Below are 14,800 nucleotides of genomic sequence, written 5' to 3'. Positions count from 1 at the left end.
GCCGCGTCAGTCGTCCTCGGACAGGGGCAGCAGGCGGCGGTCCCAGCTGACGCCACTGCGCACCACCCGGGCCGGCACGCCGACAGCCAGGCTGTTCGGCGGAACCTCGCCGGAGACCACGGCGCGGGCGCCCACGATGCTGTGGGCGCCGATGCGGGCACCCTTGAGCACGTAGGTGCCGAAGCCCAGCCACACGTGCTCGCCGATCTCGAGGTCGCCAGGCGGGTTGATGCGTCGTCCCGTGGCCACATCGATGATGCTGTGCATGTCGCTGGTGTCCATCCGGACCTCGGCCGCGAACATGCAGTCCGTGCCGATGCGGATCGTGCCCGGCTCGTGCATCGTGATCGTGGCGCCCATCATCGTGGTCTTGTCGCCGATCAGCAGCCGCGTGTGGCTGGAGCGGCACACGAAGCCCCCGGCCAGCTGGCAGCCCTGGCCGATGTCGATCGTGCAATGGTGGCCGCGGATGTCCAGGCGACAACGCGTCAGCTTGACGCCGGCGCCGATGCGCACCTGGTTGTCGTGACCGTTGATCACCAGCTTGAGTTCGCCCCGCAGGTTGGGCGGGATCTCGATGACATTGCGCTGGCCCTTGTCCTGGACCGAGATCGCGGGCGAGGTGCCCGGCGCCCCGGCCGGCGCAGTGGGTGGCGTGCTCACTTGAAGGCGACGATGCAGCGCCGCTGACCGACGCCGTAGGGGTCGGTCTTGAAGCCGGCCCAGGCGGGGTCAGGCTCGCCCTGCAGCTCGATGACTTCCTTGAAGCCGGCCAGGTAGGCCAGCTCGATCAGCGCGCGGTAGGTGGGGTGCAGCTCGCAGCCGGTGGCGGTGGCGGCGTGTTCGGGGGCGTGCTCGCCGGTGCCCAGGATGAAGCCCGAGAAGGGCTCGCGGTGCACCACGGTGTCGAACACCGCCATGTGTTTGCACAGCGCATGCGTGGCCCGCACCAGCTCGTAGGGCTTGGTGATGTGGTACATCAGGCCCAGGTTCAGCACGATGTCATAGGTGCGCTGGGGCTGGAATTCGTAGACATCGGCCACCGAGAAGCGGGTGTTGGCTTCGGTGCCGAAGTACCCGGACAGGCGGCGCGCCCGCTCGATGTTCTGGGTGCGGATGTCGAAGCCGTCCACCTCCTGCGCGCCGCGCAGTGCCGCCTCGATCGCGAAGGCGCCCCAGTTGCAGGCGATGTCCAGCAGCGACAGGCCGTCCAGGCGCCCGCCCACCAGCTGGCTGACGCCGTCCATGATGAAGTTCAGCCGATACAGGCTGCGCCAGCGCGAGGTGGCCTGCGGCACCGTCAGGCTGCCCACCGCGCCCAGCGTGCCCAGGCCCGGCGCCAGCGGCATGAAGTAGCCCCACTCGTTGGGCGGCACCTCGCGCAGCAGCGCACGGGCGGCGGCCTCGTTGCCCTGCTGCTCGGCCCAGCGCTCGGCGGCCGACGGCCGGCGTGGCACGGTCAGCAGCGGCACCAGCTGTTCCACCACCTGCATCTGGGCCGGCTTGCTGTTCTGGAGAAATTCGCCGTAGCGGGCAGACAGCTTGCTGCCGCGCATCAGGTGGTTCACCCGCACCAGCGGCGACACCCGCGCCGTCAGGTCGAGCTGGCAGCCGCCGGCCACGGCCTTGTTCACCGCCTCACTGGCCTGGGGCAGGCCGATGGCCAGCGGTGCGTCCGTGGCGGGCGCTGGCCCGACACCGGAGGCGACCACCGGTTTGGCACCAGGCTTGTTCTTGCCGAAAGGGGACCACATGGCGGCTCCAGCGGGGACAGAAAGAAGGTGAAGGGATCAGGCCGTGCCACCGACGGTCAGGCCGTCGATGCGCAGCGTCGGCTGGCCCACGCCCACCGGCACGCTCTGGCCGTCCTTGCCGCAGGTGCCCACGCCGGAGTCCAGCGCCAGGTCGTTGCCGATCATGCTGACGCGCTTCATCGCGTCGGGCCCGTTGCCGATCAGCGTGGCGCCCTTGACCGGGTACTGGATGCGGCCGTTCTCGACCCAGTAGGCCTCGGACGCCGAGAAGACGAACTTGCCGCTGGTGATGTCGACCTGGCCGCCACCGAAGTTGGTGGCGTACAGGCCGCGCTTGATGCTGGCGACGATCTCCTCGCGCGGCGTGTTGCCGGCCAGCATGTAGGTGTTGGTCATGCGCGGCATCGGCACGTGGGCGTAGCTCTCGCGGCGGCCGTTGCCGGTGGGCTTCACGCCCATCAGGCGGGCGTTCATGCTGTCCTGGATGTAGCCGCGCAGGATGCCGTCCTCGATCAGCACATTGCGCTGCGTGGCATGGCCCTCGTCGTCGATGTTGAGCGAACCGCGGCGGTCGGCCAGCGTGCCGTCATCGAGCACGGTGACGCCCTTGGCCGCCACGCGCTGGCCGATGCGGCCGCTGAAGGTGGACGAGCCCTTGCGGTTGAAGTCGCCCTCCAGGCCGTGGCCCACGGCTTCGTGCAGCATCACGCCGGGCCAGCCCGCGCCCAGCACCACCGTCATCTCGCCGGCCGGCACGGGGCGTGACTCCAGGTTGGTCAGCGCGGCGTTCACCGCCTGGTCCACGTACTCGGTCAGGTGGCTGTCCTGGAAGTAGCCCAGGCCGAAGCGGCCGCCGCCGCCGCCGGTGCCCACCTCGCGGCGCTCGCCCTGCTCGGCGATCACGGTGACCGACAGGCGCACCAGCGGGCGCACATCGGCGGCGCGGGTGCCGTCGGCGCGCGCCACCATCACCACGTCGTACTCGGCGGCCAGGCCGGCCATCACCTGCACGATGCGCGGGTCCTTGGCGCGGGCCATGCGCTCGACCTTCTCGAGCAGCGCCACCTTCTGCGTGCTGTCGAGCGTGGCGATCGGGTCCAGCGGCGCGTAGAGCAGCCGGCTGGGCGCCACCTTGGGCGCGCCCACCTTGACACGCCGGCTCTGGCCGGCGGCGGCGATGGTGCGCACGGTGCGCGCGGCATCCAGCAGCGCGGCCTCGGACAGCTCATCCGAATAGGCGAAGGCGGTCTTCTCGCCGGCCACGGCGCGCACGCCCACGCCCTGGTCGATCGAGAAGCTGCCGCTCTTGACGATGCCTTCCTCCAGGCTCCAGCCCTCGTGGCGGGTGTACTGGAAGTACAGGTCGGCATCGTCGACGCGGTGTTCGCCGATCACCGACAGCGCGCGCGCCAGGTGGATCTCATCCAGGGCGTGGGGCTCGAGCAGCAGGCTGCTGGCGACGGCCAGGCGCTCCTGTGTGGTGGCGCGGGAGGTGGCGGCAAGAGGGGTGGCGGAGAGGGGCGTCAACATTTCTTTGCAAACTCGCTGTGGTCCGGGCTGGGTCGGCCTGCGTTGTCTGCGCATGGTGCCACACAGGCTGGCATCTGTTGAACAAGGAGATTGAACATGCAGACCCCGTCCGCCCGCACCCTCTTCGGCGCCCTGATGCTGGCCCTGTCCGCCGGTGCCATGGCCCAGACCGCCACGGCCACCGCCGCCTCGGGCGCCGCCCGCATCGACCAGCGCCAGGCCAACCAGGAGCAACGCATCCAGCAGGGCAAGGCAGACGGCTCGCTGACGCACCATGAGAAGCGCAAGCTCGTGCGCGGCCAGAAGCGCATCTCCGCCGCCGAGGACCGGGCCGCCGCCGATGGCAAGCTGAGCGCCGCCGAACAGGCCAAGATCGAGGCGCGCCAGGACCACCAGAGCAAGGTCATCCACCGCCGCAAGAACGACGTCGACAAGCCGCCGGTGGCGCAACCCGCGAAGTGATCAGTCGGACTCGCTCTTGAGCCGCAGGGCCTCGTCGTAGAGCTGGTTGCGTGGCAGGCCGCTGAGCTCCACCGCCAGCGCCACCGCCTGCTTCAGTGGCAGCTCGCGCACCAGGACCTGCAACTGCCGCCGCACCGGCTCCGCCAGACCGGTGTCGGCCGCAGCGGCCGGCATCTGCGCATGCAGCACCACCACGAACTCACCGCGACGCCGCGAGGCCTCCTCGGCCAGCCAGGCCGGCAGCGCCTCGGCGGCGGCGGTGTGGACCTGCTCGAACTGCTTGGTCAGCTCGCGGCACAGCGTCACCGGGCGCGCCGCGCAGGCCTGGGCCAGCGCCTGCGCCAGGGCCTCGATGCGGTGCGGCGCCTCGAACAGCACCACGCTGCGCGGCTCGGCGGCCAGTGCCGCCAGTGCGGCGCCGCGCTCGCGTCCCTTGGCCGGCAGGAAGCCGGCGAACACGAAGCCGCCGGTCTGGCCGGGCAGTGGCCCGTCGCCAGCCGCGCTGAGCGCCGTGACCACCGCGCTGGCGCCCGGCAGCGCATGCACCGGATGACCGGCCGCCCGGGCGCGGGCCACCAGCCAGGCGCCCGGGTCGGAGATCGCCGGCGTGCCGGCGTCGCTGACATAGGCCACGCGCTCGCCGCGCGCCAGGCGCTCCAGCACCCGCTCGGCGGCCTCGCGCTCGTTGTGCTCGTGCACCGCCAGCAGCGGCTTGTCCAGACCCAGGTGGCGCAGCAGACCGGCGCTGACGCGGGTGTCCTCGCAGGCCACGGCGTCGGCCAGCGCCAGCGCGTGGATGGCGCGCAGCGTGAAGTCGGCCAGGTTGCCGATCGGCGTGGCCACCACGTACAGTGCGCCGGTGGGCCAGTGCTGGTGGCCGGCAGCCTGCCGGGCGGTGGCCAGCAGCTCAGAGGCGGGGAGGGACATGGTCTGGCGGTGGGGTTCCGGTGCGCGCGGTGGACAGGCGACGCAGGTCAGCGGCGCCCAGGCCGAGGACCGTGCCCTGGCCTACCTGCAGGCGCAGGGCCTGCGGCTCGTCGAGCGCAATTATCGGTTCGCGCCGGGCCGCTCGCGCGCCGGCGGCGAGATCGACCTGATCCTGCGCGAGCGCGACGGCACGCTGGTCTTCGTCGAGGTGCGTGCCCGGGCCCGCGCGGACCAGGGTGGCGCCGCGGCCAGCATCACCGCGGCCAAGCAGGCCCGCATCGTGCGGGCCGCCCAGGCCTACCTGCTGCGCCTGGCGGCGCCGCCGCGCTGCCGCTTCGATGTGGTGGCGATCGACGGCGAGCAGCTGCAGTGGCTGCGCGCCGCTTTCGATGCCGGCTAGACCCCGGTGCGCCGCTTATCATGGCGGCCCATGCTCGAACCCCGGATCCAGCAGCACTTCTTCGAGAGCGCCGACCAGCTCTACCAGGTGGCCGAACCCATGGCGCGGCCGATTGCCGACGCCGCGCAGCTGATCGTCGCCTGCCTGACCGGCGGCGGCAAGCTGCTGGTGGCCGGCGAGGGCCGGGCGCGCTGGCTGGCGCGCGCCGCCGCCAGCGCCCTGCAGCAGGGCTTCGAGCGCGAACGCCCGCCGCTGGCCGCCTGCCTGCTGGGCGACGGTGCGCTGCCGGGGCCGCGTGCGCTGGCCCAGTCGGTGGCCGCACTGGGGCAGGGCGGCGACCTGCTGCTGCTGTTCAGCCTGGCCGACGAGGACCCGGCCGCTCAGGCCGCGCTGGACGAGGCGCACCAGCGCGACCTCAATGTCGTGCTGCTCGGCGCCGGCCTGGCCGCGCCCTGGGCCTCGCTGCTGTCCGAATCCGACGTCTGGATCGCCGCGCCGGTCAATGGTGGCCCGCGGGCGATGGAGCTGCTGCTGCTGGCGCTGCATGCGCTGTGCGACGCGATCGATGTGCAATTGCTGGGCGAGGCCGATGAGCCCTGAGCCCCTGAGGAGAACCCTGTCATGAACCCCCTCCAACACCGTGTGTCCACGCGTGTCCTGCTGTCGGCGCTGGCCCTGAGCGGCCTGCTGGCCGGCTGCGCGCCGCTGCTGCTGGGCGGTGCCGCCGTGGGCGGTGCGCTGATGTACAAGGACCGCCGCACCACCGGCACCCAGCTCGAGGACGAGGGCATCGAGATCAAGGCCGCCGCGCGCCTGCGCGAGCGCCTGGGCGACAAGGCCCACCTGAACGTCACCAGCTACAACCGCATCGCGCTGGTCACCGGCGAGGTGGCCACCGATGGCGACCGTGCCGCGGTCGAGGAGGTGGTGGCCAAGGTCGAGAACGTGCGCTCGGTGGTCAACGAGAGCGCGGTGATGGGCATCACCTCGATGACCGCGCGCTCCAACGACCTGATCATCACCAGCCGCGTCAAGGCCGCGCTGATCGATGCCAACGACCTGCCGGTGACCGCGGTGAAGGTGGTCACCGAACGCGGCGTGGTCTACCTGCTGGGCCGCGTGACCGAGCGCGAAGCCACGCGCGCCACCGACGTGGCGCGGGGCGTGTCCGGCGTGGCCAAGGTGGTCAAGGTCTTCGAGACGCTGACCGAGGACGAACTCAAGGCGCTCTCCACCGAGAAGCGCTGAGCCGCGCTGGCGGGCCGCCTGGCCCGCGCCTCAGCGCAGCCGGCGGATCAGGCTGGAGGTGTCCCAGCGGCCACCGCCCTGGCCCTGCACATCGGCATAGAACTGGTCGACCAGCGCGGTGACCGGCACCCGTGCGCCGTTGCGCCGGGCCTCGTCGAGCACCAGGCCCAGGTCCTTGCGCATCCAGTCGACGGCGAAGCCGAAGTTGAACTGGTCGTCGACCATGGTCTTGCCGCGGTTGTCCATCTGCCAGCTCTGCGCGGCGCCCTTGCCGATCACCTCGAGCACCTGCTTCATGTCCAGGCCGGCCTTCTGGCCGAAGGCGATGGCTTCCGACAGGCCCTGCACCAGCCCGGCGATGCAGATCTGGTTGACCATCTTGGCCAGCTGGCCCGCGCCGCTCTCGCCCACACGGGTGACGGCCTTGGCAAAGGCCATGGCCACCGGGCGGATCTGCTCGAAGGGCGCGGCGTCACCGCCGCACATCACGGTGAGCACGCCGTTGACCGCACCGGCCTGGCCGCCGGAGACCGGCGCATCGATGAAGTGTAGGTCGCGCTTCTGGGCGGCCGCGTGCAGCTCGCGCGCCACCTCGGCCGAGGCGGTGGTGTGGTCGACGAAGATCGCGCCCGGCGCCATGCCGGCGAAGGCGCCGTCGGAGCCCAGCACCACCGAGCGCAGGTCGTCGTCGTTGCCCACGCAGGCAAAGACGATCTGCGCCCCCTTGGCCGCCTCGCGCGGCGTGGGCGCCCAGGTGCCGCCGTGCTCGGCGGCCCAGGCCTGGGCCTTGGCGGTGGTGCGGTTGTAGACGCTCACGCGGTGGCCGGCGCGCTGCAGGTGGCCGGCCATGGGCGCGCCCATCACGCCCAGGCCGATGAAGGCGACGGTGTGCGGGGTCACGGGGTCGTAGGTCTTGCTCATGGGCGGCGTGCGGTCGTCAGATGATCTGCAGGTGCTCGGTGCCGGCCGACAGGTCGGTCACACGGGCGCGCTTGCTGTCGAGCTTGATCTGCAGGCGCAGGTCGTTGACCGAGTCGGCGTTGCGCAGCGCGTCTTCGTAGCTGATCGCGTGCGACTCGTAGAGGTCGAACAGGGCCTGGTCGAAGGTCTGCATGCCGTGCTCGCGCGAGCGCTTCATCAGCTCCTTGATTTCGCCCACCTCGCCCTTGAAGATCAGGTCGGCCATCAGTGGCGTGTTCAGCATGATCTCCACCGCGGCGACCCGGCCCTTGCCTTCCTGGCGCGGGATCAGGCGCTGCGAGATCAGGCCCTTGAGGTTCAGCGAGACGTCCATCAGCAGCTGGTCGCGCCGCTCCTCAGGGAAGAAGTTGATGATCCGGTCCAGTGCCTGGTTGGCGCTGTTGGCGTGCAGCGTGGCCATGCACAGGTGGCCGGTCTCGGCAAAGGCGATCGCCAGCTCCATGGTCTTGCGGTCGCGGATTTCGCCCATCAGGATCACATCCGGCGCCTGGCGCAGCGAGTTCTTCAGCGCCACGTCCCAGTCGTCGGTGTCGATGCCGATCTCGCGCTGCGTGACGATGCAGTTCTTGTGCGGGTGCACGAACTCCACCGGGTCTTCCACCGTGATGATGTGGTCGTGGGCGTTCTCGTTGCGCCAGTCGATCATCGCCGCCATCGAGGTGCTCTTGCCCGAGCCGGTGCCGCCCACCAGGATCACCAGGCCACGCTTGGTCATGCCGATGTCCTTGAGGATCTTCGGCAGGCCGAGCTCGTCCACGGTGGGGATGTGCGCCGGAATCGTGCGCAGCACCATGCCCACATGGCCCTGCTGCATGAAGGTGCTGACGCGGAAGCGCCCGATGCCCTGCGGCGAGATCGCGAAGTTGCACTCCTTGGTGCGCTCGAAATCGGCCGCCTGCTTGTCGTTCATGATGGCCCGCGCCAGCGCCACCGTGTGCGAGCCGGTCAAGGGCTGCGGCGAGACCTTGGCCACCTTGCCGTCCACCTTGATCGCCGGCGGGAAGTCGGCCGTCAGAAACAGGTCCGAGCCGTTGCGTGTGACCAGCAGACGCAGCAGGTCGTTGATGAATTTCGAGGCCTGGTCGCGTTCCATGACAAGTCTCCGGGTGATGCTCAGTCGGCCGTGCCGCGGGTGAGTTGGGCGCCCAGGCGGGCATTGGCCTGGCGCAGGCGGCGCGAGACACGCTTGCCCAGCCAGGTCAGCAGCGCAGCGGCCAGGCGCGGGTCTTCCTGGGTCATGCGCTCCAGCGTGGAGGCACTGATCACCGCCAGTGTCACCGGCGAGGCGGCGGTCCACGAAGAGACCCGGGTCTCGCTGTCGAGGGCGCTGAATTCGCCCAGCAGGTCGCCGGCGCGGGCTTCGCCCAGGCGGATGCGCTCGCCCGAGGGCTGCAGCCGCGTCTCGACCAGCATGCCGTGCAGCACGACCATCATGAAGTCGCCCTGCTCCTCCTGGCCGATGATCAGCTTGCCCGATTCGATCTGCACATAGTCGAGGTAGCCGCCCAGCACCGACAGCTGCTCGGTGCCCAGGTCGGCCAGTTGGCGATCAGAGCCCAGCAGGCGCACCAGCGCCAGCACGCCCAGCGCGCTGTCGTAGGGCTCGGCCTTCAGGTCGGGGGCGCGCTGCGCCCAGTGGACGTAGAGCTGGGTGTCGGCGTGGCGCTCGACGAACTGGGTGGCGTAGAAGCCCTGGTCGTCGGGGCGGGCGGCGGTCGTCGAGGACGACCGGCCGAAGAGTCGCTTGAAGAAGTCGTGCACGATGGATCAGCCCGGGAAGTTCTCGGGGAAGCGGGCGCGCGTGCGCGCCTCGGCCGCCGAGATCTGGTTGCGCCGCACCAGATCGGCCAGGCACTGGTCGAGGGTCTGCATGCCCACGTTCTGGCCGGTCTGGATGGCCGAGTACATCTGGGCCAGCTTGTTCTCGCGGATCAGGTTGCGGATGGCCGCGGTGCCCAGCATGATCTCGTGGGCAGCGACCCGGCCGTTGCCGTCCTTGGTCTTGCACAGGGTCTGGGCGATCACCGCCACCAGCGACTCGGACAGCATCGCGCGCACCATGTCCTTCTCGGCGGCGGGGAAGACGTCGACCACCCGGTCCACGGTCTTGGCGGCGCTGGAGGTGTGCAGCGTGCCGAACACCAGGTGGCCGGTCTCGGCGGCGGTCAGCGCCAGGCGGATGGTTTCCAGGTCGCGCAGCTCGCCCACCAGGATGGCGTCGGGGTCTTCGCGCAGGGCGGCGCGCAGCGCGTTCGAGAAGCTCAGTGTGTGCGGACCCACCTCGCGCTGGTTGACCAGGCACTTCTTGCTCTCGTGGACGAACTCGATCGGGTCTTCCAGCGTCAGGATGTGCCCGTACTCGCTCTCGTTGAGGTGGTCGACCATGGCCGCCAGCGTGGTCGACTTGCCCGAGCCGGTGGGGCCGGTCACCAGCACCAGTCCACGCGGCTTGAGCGCCAGGTCGGCGAACACCGGGGGGCAATTGAGCTGCTGCAGCGTCTGGATCTTCGACGGGATGGTGCGGAACACCGCCGAGGCGCCGCGCTGCTGGTGGAAGGCGTTGACCCGGAAGCGCGCCAGGCCCTGGACCTCGAAGCTGAAGTCGCACTCCAGCGTGTCCTCGTAGGTCTTGCGCTGGGTGTCGTTCATGATGTCGTACACCATGGCGTGCACCTGCTTGTGCGTCAGCGGGTCGATGTTGATGCGCCGCACGTCACCGTGCACGCGGATCATCGGCGGCAGGCCGGCCGCCAGGTGCAGGTCCGAGGCCTTGTTCTTGACGGAGAACGCGAGCAGCTGGGTGATGTCCATGGTGCGGTGGGCCCGGTCACGGGCCTGTGGCTTATGCTCTGTGGGGTGATGCCCAGTATCCCCGAGAACATACTACAGGTGCGCACCCGGATCGAGGCCGCGTGCACACTGGCGCACCGGCCCGCGGGGTCGGTGACGCTGCTGGCGGTCAGCAAGACCTGCCCGCCCGATGCCGTGCGTGCCGCGCTGGCCGCCGGCCAGCGGGCCTTCGGCGAGAACTACGTGCAGGAGGCGCTGGACAAGATCGCCGCGCTGGCCGACCGGCGTGCCGATCTGGAGTGGCACCTGATCGGCCCGCTGCAGTCCAACAAGACCCGACCGGTGGCCGAGGCCTTCGACTGGGTGCATTCGGTGGACCGGCTGAAGATCGCCCAGCGCCTGTCCGAACAGCGCCCCGACCACCTGCCGCCGCTGCAGCTGTGCCTGCAGGTCAATGTGAGCGGCGAGGCCAGCAAGAGCGGCGTGGCGCCCGACGAGCTGCCCGCGCTGGCCCAGGCGGTGGCCGCGCTGCCGCGGGTTCGCCTGCGCGGCCTGATGGCGATCCCTGAGCCCGAGGACGACCCGGTGCGCCAGCGGGCCCCGCACGCGCTGCTGCGTTCCTTGCGCGACGGCCTGCGCACCCAGGGCCTGGACCTGGACACGCTGTCGATGGGCATGAGTGCCGACCTGGAGGCCGCGGTGCAGGAAGGCGCCACGATGGTGCGCATCGGCACCGCGATCTTCGGCGCCCGCGCCCGGCCCGGCCCGGCTCAGTGAGGGGCGCTGGCGGGTTCCAGGCTGAGGGAGTGCAGCGGGAACTCGTGCAGCTCCTGCAGGAACAGGCCGGCGCGCAGGTCCTGGCTGGAGCCCTGCCAGTCGCCCAGGCCGGGCAGGGTGGCCGAGGGGGTGTCGGCGGGCGGGGTGTCAAGGGCGGGCGGCGGGGTCATGGCGGGCTCCTCGCGGTGGGTGCCGCCATCTTCAGCGCCGCGCGCTGGCCGCCCCATCACCCGGTGGGGGGTGATGCGACCGGTGGATCCCCCTAACTTGAAGTCGCTGCCGGGGTGTCAGAAACTCAGCGCGGTGGTGTTCTTGACCTCTTCCATCACGGCGTAGGTGCGGGTTTCGCGCACACCGGGCAGCGACCAGATCACGTCGCCCACGAAGCTGCGGTAGGCCGCCATGTCGGACACCCGCGTCTTCAGCAGGTAGTCGAAGCCACCGGCCACCAGGTGGCATTCCAGGATTTCCTGGCGCACCTGCACCGCGGCGCGGAAACTGTCCATCACGTCGTGCACCGTGCGGTCGAGCAGCACCTCGACGAAGACCATCAGCCCGGCGCCCAGCTTGGCGGGGTTCAGCCGCGTCTCGTAGCCCAGGATGTAGTTGTCGCGCGTCAGCCGCTTGACCCGCTCCAGCACCGCGGTGGGCGACAGATGCACCTCCTCGGCCAGCTTGAGGTTGCTGATGCGGCCATCGGCCTGCAGCACCCGCAGGATGCGCAGATCGATCTTGTCCAGGCTGCGTTCGGCGGGTGGGGTGGGATCGGGCGTCGGCTTCATGCGGCGAAAAACTCCGTGGCGACTACAAAACTCCGAATCTTTCGCAGGCATTGTCGCCATACGCTGCGCATCTTCGCAGTAGTTCTAACCCTGCCATCACCGCCATGACCACCGCCGCCCCGCTGACCCTGCCCCGCCCGCCGCACGCGCGGCTGCCTTTTCCCTACCGCCCCGAGGCCCAGGCCCTGGCCGGTTGCCGCGAGCGTCTGGGCCGTGGCTTCGACTGGTCGGCCGTGGTGCAGCGCGCCCGGCCCTGGGTGCAGGCGGTGCGCGAGCACCCGGCGCCCTTCTGGGCGATGGAGTCGCTGCTGAAGGAGTACCCGATCAGCAGCGCCGAGGGCCTGGCCCTGATGCGCCTGGCCGAGGCGCTGCTGCGCGTGCCCGATGTGGAAACTGCGATCGCGCTGACCGCCGACCAGCTCGGCCGCGCCGACTTTGACGCCCACGACGGCTCGCAGGGCCTGCTGGCGCGCCTGTCGGCCACGGCGATCGCGATGAGCAAGAGCTTCCTGCCCGAGGCCGGCGCCAGCGAGCCCGGCCTGATGCAGCGCCTGGGCGCGCGCACCGTGGTGGCGGCCACGCTGCGCGCCATCCAGCTGCTGGGCCGGCAGTTCGTGCTGGGTCGCACGATCGACGAGGCGATGGGCGAGGCCGACAGTCAGCGCCGCGCCCAGCCGCGGCTGCGCTTTTCCTACGACATGCTGGGCGAGGGCGCCCGCACCGAGCACGACGCCGAGCGCTACCTGGCCGCCTACGCCGGGGCGATCCGCGCGATTGCCGCCTCGGCCAGCGGCCGCTCGGCGCTGCAGGACGGGCCCACCGGCGCCGATGGCATCTCGATCAAGCTCTCGGCGCTGTTCTCGCGCTATGAGGAACTGCAGCGCGAGCGCGTCGAAGCCGAGCTCTTGCCGCGCGTCTGGCAACTGGTGGCGCTGGCCGCCGAGGCCAACCTGAACCTGACCATCGACGCCGAGGAGGTGGACCGGCTGGAGCTGTCGCTGGATGTCTTCGAGGCGCTGGCGCGTCGCATTGCCGCGCAGTACCCGCGCTGGGCCGGCTTCGGCCTGGCGGTGCAGGCCTACCAGACGCGCGCGCTGGGCGTGGTCGACGAGGTGGCGCGCATCGCCCGCACGCTGAACCTGCGCTTCATGGTGCGCCTGGTCAAGGGCGCCTACTGGGACGGCGAGGTCAAGCGCGCCCAGGAGCTGGGCCTGGTGGGCTACCCGGTCTACACCCGCAAGGCGCACACCGACGTCTCCTACCTGGCCTGCGCCAAGGCATTGCTGGAAGCGCGCGACGTGCTGTACCCGCAGTTCGCCACCCACAACGCCGGCACCATCGGCGCGATCGACCAGCTCGCCCGCGGCCTGGGCGCGCTGCCCGACACCCATTTCGAGATGCAGCGCCTGCATGGCATGGGGGATGGCGTGTACCGCGAGGTGCTGAAGGACGGCATCGGCGCGCTGCGGGTGTACGCGCCGGTGGGCGAGCACCGCGACCTGCTGGCCTACCTGGTGCGCCGGCTGCTGGAGAACGGCGCCAACTCGTCCTTCGTCCACCAGCTGGCCGACCCGCGGGTGATGCCCGAGGAACTGCTGGCCTCGCCGCTGGCGCTGGCCCATGCCGGCGAGCAGGCCGAGGGCCTGACGCTGCCGGCCCAGCTGTACGGCGTGGCGCGGCGCAATTCGGTGGGCGTGGACATCAGCTGCCTGGCCCAGCGTGCGCCGCTGGAAGCCGCGGTGGCCCTGGCCCAGGTGCCGGCTGTGCCGCTGGCCGACGCGGCCGCGGTGGACGCCGCGATGGCGCGGCTGCAGACCGGCTTCGAGGGCTGGAACGCACGCCCGCTGGCCGAGCGCGCCGCGGTGCTGGAGCGCGCCGCCGACGCGCTGGAGGGCCGCCTGCCCGAGTTCTGCGGCCTGCTGGTCACCGAAGCCCGCAAGACGCTGGGCGACTGCGTGGCCGAGGTGCGCGAGGCGGTGGACTTCTGCCGCTACTACGCCCAGCAGGCGCGCACTCGCCTGGCCGAGCAGGAATTGCCCGGCCCCACCGGCGAGCGCAACACGCTGCGCCTGCACGGCCGCGGCGTCTTCGTCTGCATCAGCCCGTGGAACTTCCCGCTGGCGATCTTCGCCGGCCAGGTGGTGGCGGCGCTGGTGGCCGGCAACAGCGTGGCCGCCAAGCCGGCCGAGCAGACGCCCGGCGTGGCGCGGCGCATGGTCGAGCTGCTGCACGAGGCCGGCGTGCCCACCGATGCGCTGGTGCTGCTGCACGGCCCCGGCGAGACCGTGGGCGCCGCGCTGGTGGCCGACGCCCGCACCGCCGGCGTGTGCTTCACCGGCTCCACCGCCGTGGCGCGCCACATCAACCGCGCGCTGGCCGCCAAGGATGGCCCCATCGTGCCGCTGATCGCCGAGACCGGCGGCCTCAACGCCATGCTGGTCGACAGCACCGCGCTGCCCGAGCAGGTGGTGGACGCCGTGGTGCAAAGCGCCTTCCGCAGCGCCGGCCAGCGCTGCTCGGCGCTGCGCCTGCTGTGCGTGCACGAGAGCATCGCCGACGGCCTGCTCGAGATGCTGGCCGGCGCGATGCGCGAGCTGCGCGTGGGCGACCCGGCGCGCCTGGACACCGACGTCGGCCCGCTGATCGACGCCGAGGCCCACGCCGCGATCGCTGCCCAGGTGCAGCGCCTGCGCGGCCAGGCGCGGCTGATCGCCGAGACCCCGGCGCCGCAGGCCCTGCCCGACACCCAGACGCCGGTGGCCTTCGAGCTGCAGCACATCGGCCAGCTGACCAGCGAGATCTTCGGCCCGGTGCTGCACGTGGTGCGCTGGGGCGGCGCGCCCGAGGACGTGGTGCAGCAGGTCAACGCGCTGGGCTACGGCCTGACCTTCGGCCTGCAGACCCGCATCGACAGCCGCGCCGAGCGCCTGGCGCACCTGGCGCGCATCGGCAACGTCTATGTCAATCGCAACACCATCGGCGCGGTGGTGGGCGTGCAGCCCTTTGGCGGCGAGGGCCTGTCGGGCACCGGCCCCAAGGCCGGCGGGCCGCACTACCTCTACCGCTTCTGCGCCGAGCAGACGCTGACGGTCAACACCGCGGCAGCAGGCGGCAACGCGGCGCTGCTGGCTGGCGGGCATTGAGGCGGC

At 71.2% G+C, this 14,800-nt stretch carries 16 protein-coding genes; 6 read left to right on the top strand and 10 right to left on the bottom strand.

Annotated features, from left to right (window positions below):
- Positions 1–6: 6 nt before the first annotated feature.
- The 3 genes from KAK07_RS25705 to tldD are packed head-to-tail and all read right to left on the bottom strand — an operon-like array spanning position 7 to position 3,284.
- Entirely contained in the window at positions 7–663 is a 657-nt protein-coding gene (locus KAK07_RS25705) for an acyltransferase (RefSeq protein ID WP_210860035.1), read from the bottom strand.
- Positions 660–1,754, bottom strand: a complete 1,095-nt coding sequence (locus KAK07_RS07780) for a methyltransferase domain-containing protein (RefSeq protein ID WP_210860034.1) — start codon at positions 1,752–1,754, stop codon at positions 660–662. Before KAK07_RS07780 ends, KAK07_RS25705 begins: the two co-directional genes overlap by 4 nt.
- 36 nt (positions 1,755–1,790) lie before the next feature.
- A complete protein-coding gene (gene tldD / locus KAK07_RS07775; protein WP_210860033.1) occupies positions 1,791–3,284 on the bottom strand; it encodes a metalloprotease TldD in 1,494 nt (497 codons plus the stop codon).
- Between the two features lie 96 nt (positions 3,285–3,380).
- On the opposite strand from tldD, the gene KAK07_RS07770 reads away from it, so the two are divergent.
- A complete protein-coding gene (locus KAK07_RS07770) occupies positions 3,381–3,746 on the top strand; it encodes a hypothetical protein (RefSeq protein ID WP_210860032.1) in 366 nt (121 codons plus the stop codon).
- On the opposite strand, the gene rsmI is transcribed toward KAK07_RS07770, so the two are convergent.
- Positions 3,747–4,673: a 16S rRNA (cytidine(1402)-2'-O)-methyltransferase gene (gene rsmI, locus KAK07_RS07765; protein ID WP_210860031.1), complete on the bottom strand. Its 927-nt coding sequence runs from the start codon at positions 4,671–4,673 to the stop codon at positions 3,747–3,749.
- Between rsmI and KAK07_RS07760 the strand changes: the two genes are divergently transcribed.
- Genes KAK07_RS07760 through KAK07_RS07750 form a run of 3 tightly spaced genes read left to right on the top strand, consistent with a single transcriptional unit; the run spans position 4,672 to position 6,321 of the window.
- A complete protein-coding gene (locus KAK07_RS07760; protein ID WP_210860029.1) occupies positions 4,672–5,073 on the top strand; it encodes a YraN family protein in 402 nt (133 codons plus the stop codon). The two genes, rsmI and KAK07_RS07760, sit on opposite strands and share 2 nt — an antisense overlap.
- Before the next feature lie 30 nt (positions 5,074–5,103).
- Entirely contained in the window at positions 5,104–5,673 is a 570-nt protein-coding gene (locus KAK07_RS07755) for an SIS domain-containing protein (protein WP_210852639.1), read from the top strand.
- A gap of 21 nt (positions 5,674–5,694) precedes the next feature.
- Positions 5,695–6,321: a BON domain-containing protein gene (locus tag KAK07_RS07750; RefSeq protein WP_210852637.1), complete on the top strand. Its 627-nt coding sequence runs from the start codon at positions 5,695–5,697 to the stop codon at positions 6,319–6,321.
- Positions 6,322–6,351: 30 nt separating this feature from the next.
- Here the strand turns inward: KAK07_RS07750 and KAK07_RS07745 are convergent, their stop codons facing one another.
- From KAK07_RS07745 to KAK07_RS07730, 4 genes are read right to left on the bottom strand one after another with little or no spacing between them, the layout of a single operon-like run.
- Positions 6,352–7,242, bottom strand: a complete 891-nt coding sequence (locus KAK07_RS07745; RefSeq protein ID WP_210860027.1) for an NAD(P)-dependent oxidoreductase — start codon at positions 7,240–7,242, stop codon at positions 6,352–6,354.
- Between the two features lie 16 nt (positions 7,243–7,258).
- Entirely contained in the window at positions 7,259–8,395 is a 1,137-nt protein-coding gene (locus KAK07_RS07740) for a PilT/PilU family type 4a pilus ATPase (RefSeq protein ID WP_210860026.1), read from the bottom strand.
- A 20-nt stretch (positions 8,396–8,415) separates the two neighbouring features.
- On the bottom strand, positions 8,416–9,063 hold the full coding sequence (locus tag KAK07_RS25700; protein ID WP_210852631.1) for a Crp/Fnr family transcriptional regulator: 648 nt from the start codon (positions 9,061–9,063) through the stop codon (positions 8,416–8,418).
- Positions 9,064–9,069: 6 nt separating this feature from the next.
- Positions 9,070–10,113: a type IV pilus twitching motility protein PilT gene (locus KAK07_RS07730; RefSeq protein ID WP_210860024.1), complete on the bottom strand. Its 1,044-nt coding sequence runs from the start codon at positions 10,111–10,113 to the stop codon at positions 9,070–9,072.
- A gap of 48 nt (positions 10,114–10,161) precedes the next feature.
- Here KAK07_RS07730 and KAK07_RS07725 point away from each other — a divergent pair, with 48 nt between their 5' ends.
- Positions 10,162–10,869, top strand: a complete 708-nt coding sequence (locus KAK07_RS07725) for a YggS family pyridoxal phosphate-dependent enzyme (protein ID WP_210860022.1) — start codon at positions 10,162–10,164, stop codon at positions 10,867–10,869.
- Here KAK07_RS07725 and KAK07_RS07720 read toward each other — a convergent pair.
- Both KAK07_RS07720 and KAK07_RS07715 read right to left on the bottom strand, forming a co-directional pair.
- Positions 10,863–11,039: a hypothetical protein gene (locus KAK07_RS07720; protein WP_210860020.1), complete on the bottom strand. Its 177-nt coding sequence runs from the start codon at positions 11,037–11,039 to the stop codon at positions 10,863–10,865. The genes KAK07_RS07725 and KAK07_RS07720 overlap by 7 nt on opposite strands.
- Positions 11,040–11,156: 117 nt before the next feature.
- Entirely contained in the window at positions 11,157–11,651 is a 495-nt protein-coding gene (locus KAK07_RS07715; RefSeq protein ID WP_210860018.1) for an Lrp/AsnC ligand binding domain-containing protein, read from the bottom strand.
- 104 nt (positions 11,652–11,755) lie between these two features.
- On the opposite strand from KAK07_RS07715, the gene KAK07_RS07710 reads away from it, so the two are divergent.
- The gene (locus KAK07_RS07710) at positions 11,756–14,794 is read left to right on the top strand and encodes an L-glutamate gamma-semialdehyde dehydrogenase (protein ID WP_210860016.1); all 3,039 of its coding nucleotides are present in this window, start codon (positions 11,756–11,758) and stop codon (positions 14,792–14,794) included.
- Positions 14,795–14,800 lie beyond the last annotated feature (6 nt).

It is taken from the genome of Ideonella alba (assembly GCF_018069875.1).
Taxonomy (GTDB): domain Bacteria; phylum Pseudomonadota; class Gammaproteobacteria; order Burkholderiales; family Burkholderiaceae_C; genus Ideonella; species Ideonella alba.
Note: the sequence above shows the minus strand (reverse complement) of the source record. Positions and strands in the feature narration are given on the sequence as shown.

Coding starts and splice junctions, on each gene's coding strand:
- KAK07_RS07740 (WP_210860026.1), bottom strand. CDS start 8,395: ATGGAACGCGACCAGGCCTCGAAATTCATCAACGACCTGCTGCGTCTG.
- KAK07_RS07720 (WP_210860020.1), bottom strand. CDS start 11,039: ATGACCCCGCCGCCCGCCCTTGACACCCCGCCCGCCGACACCCCCTCG.
- tldD (WP_210860033.1), bottom strand. CDS start 3,284: ATGTTGACGCCCCTCTCCGCCACCCCTCTTGCCGCCACCTCCCGCGCC.
- KAK07_RS07715 (WP_210860018.1), bottom strand. CDS start 11,651: ATGAAGCCGACGCCCGATCCCACCCCACCCGCCGAACGCAGCCTGGAC.
- KAK07_RS07760 (WP_210860029.1), top strand. CDS start 4,672: ATGGTCTGGCGGTGGGGTTCCGGTGCGCGCGGTGGACAGGCGACGCAG.
- rsmI (WP_210860031.1), bottom strand. CDS start 4,673: ATGTCCCTCCCCGCCTCTGAGCTGCTGGCCACCGCCCGGCAGGCTGCC.
- KAK07_RS07710 (WP_210860016.1), top strand. CDS start 11,756: ATGACCACCGCCGCCCCGCTGACCCTGCCCCGCCCGCCGCACGCGCGG.
- KAK07_RS07745 (WP_210860027.1), bottom strand. CDS start 7,242: ATGAGCAAGACCTACGACCCCGTGACCCCGCACACCGTCGCCTTCATC.
- KAK07_RS07725 (WP_210860022.1), top strand. CDS start 10,162: ATGCCCAGTATCCCCGAGAACATACTACAGGTGCGCACCCGGATCGAG.
- KAK07_RS07770 (WP_210860032.1), top strand. CDS start 3,381: ATGCAGACCCCGTCCGCCCGCACCCTCTTCGGCGCCCTGATGCTGGCC.
- KAK07_RS07730 (WP_210860024.1), bottom strand. CDS start 10,113: ATGGACATCACCCAGCTGCTCGCGTTCTCCGTCAAGAACAAGGCCTCG.
- KAK07_RS07755 (WP_210852639.1), top strand. CDS start 5,104: ATGCTCGAACCCCGGATCCAGCAGCACTTCTTCGAGAGCGCCGACCAG.
- KAK07_RS07780 (WP_210860034.1), bottom strand. CDS start 1,754: ATGTGGTCCCCTTTCGGCAAGAACAAGCCTGGTGCCAAACCGGTGGTC.
- KAK07_RS07750 (WP_210852637.1), top strand. CDS start 5,695: ATGAACCCCCTCCAACACCGTGTGTCCACGCGTGTCCTGCTGTCGGCG.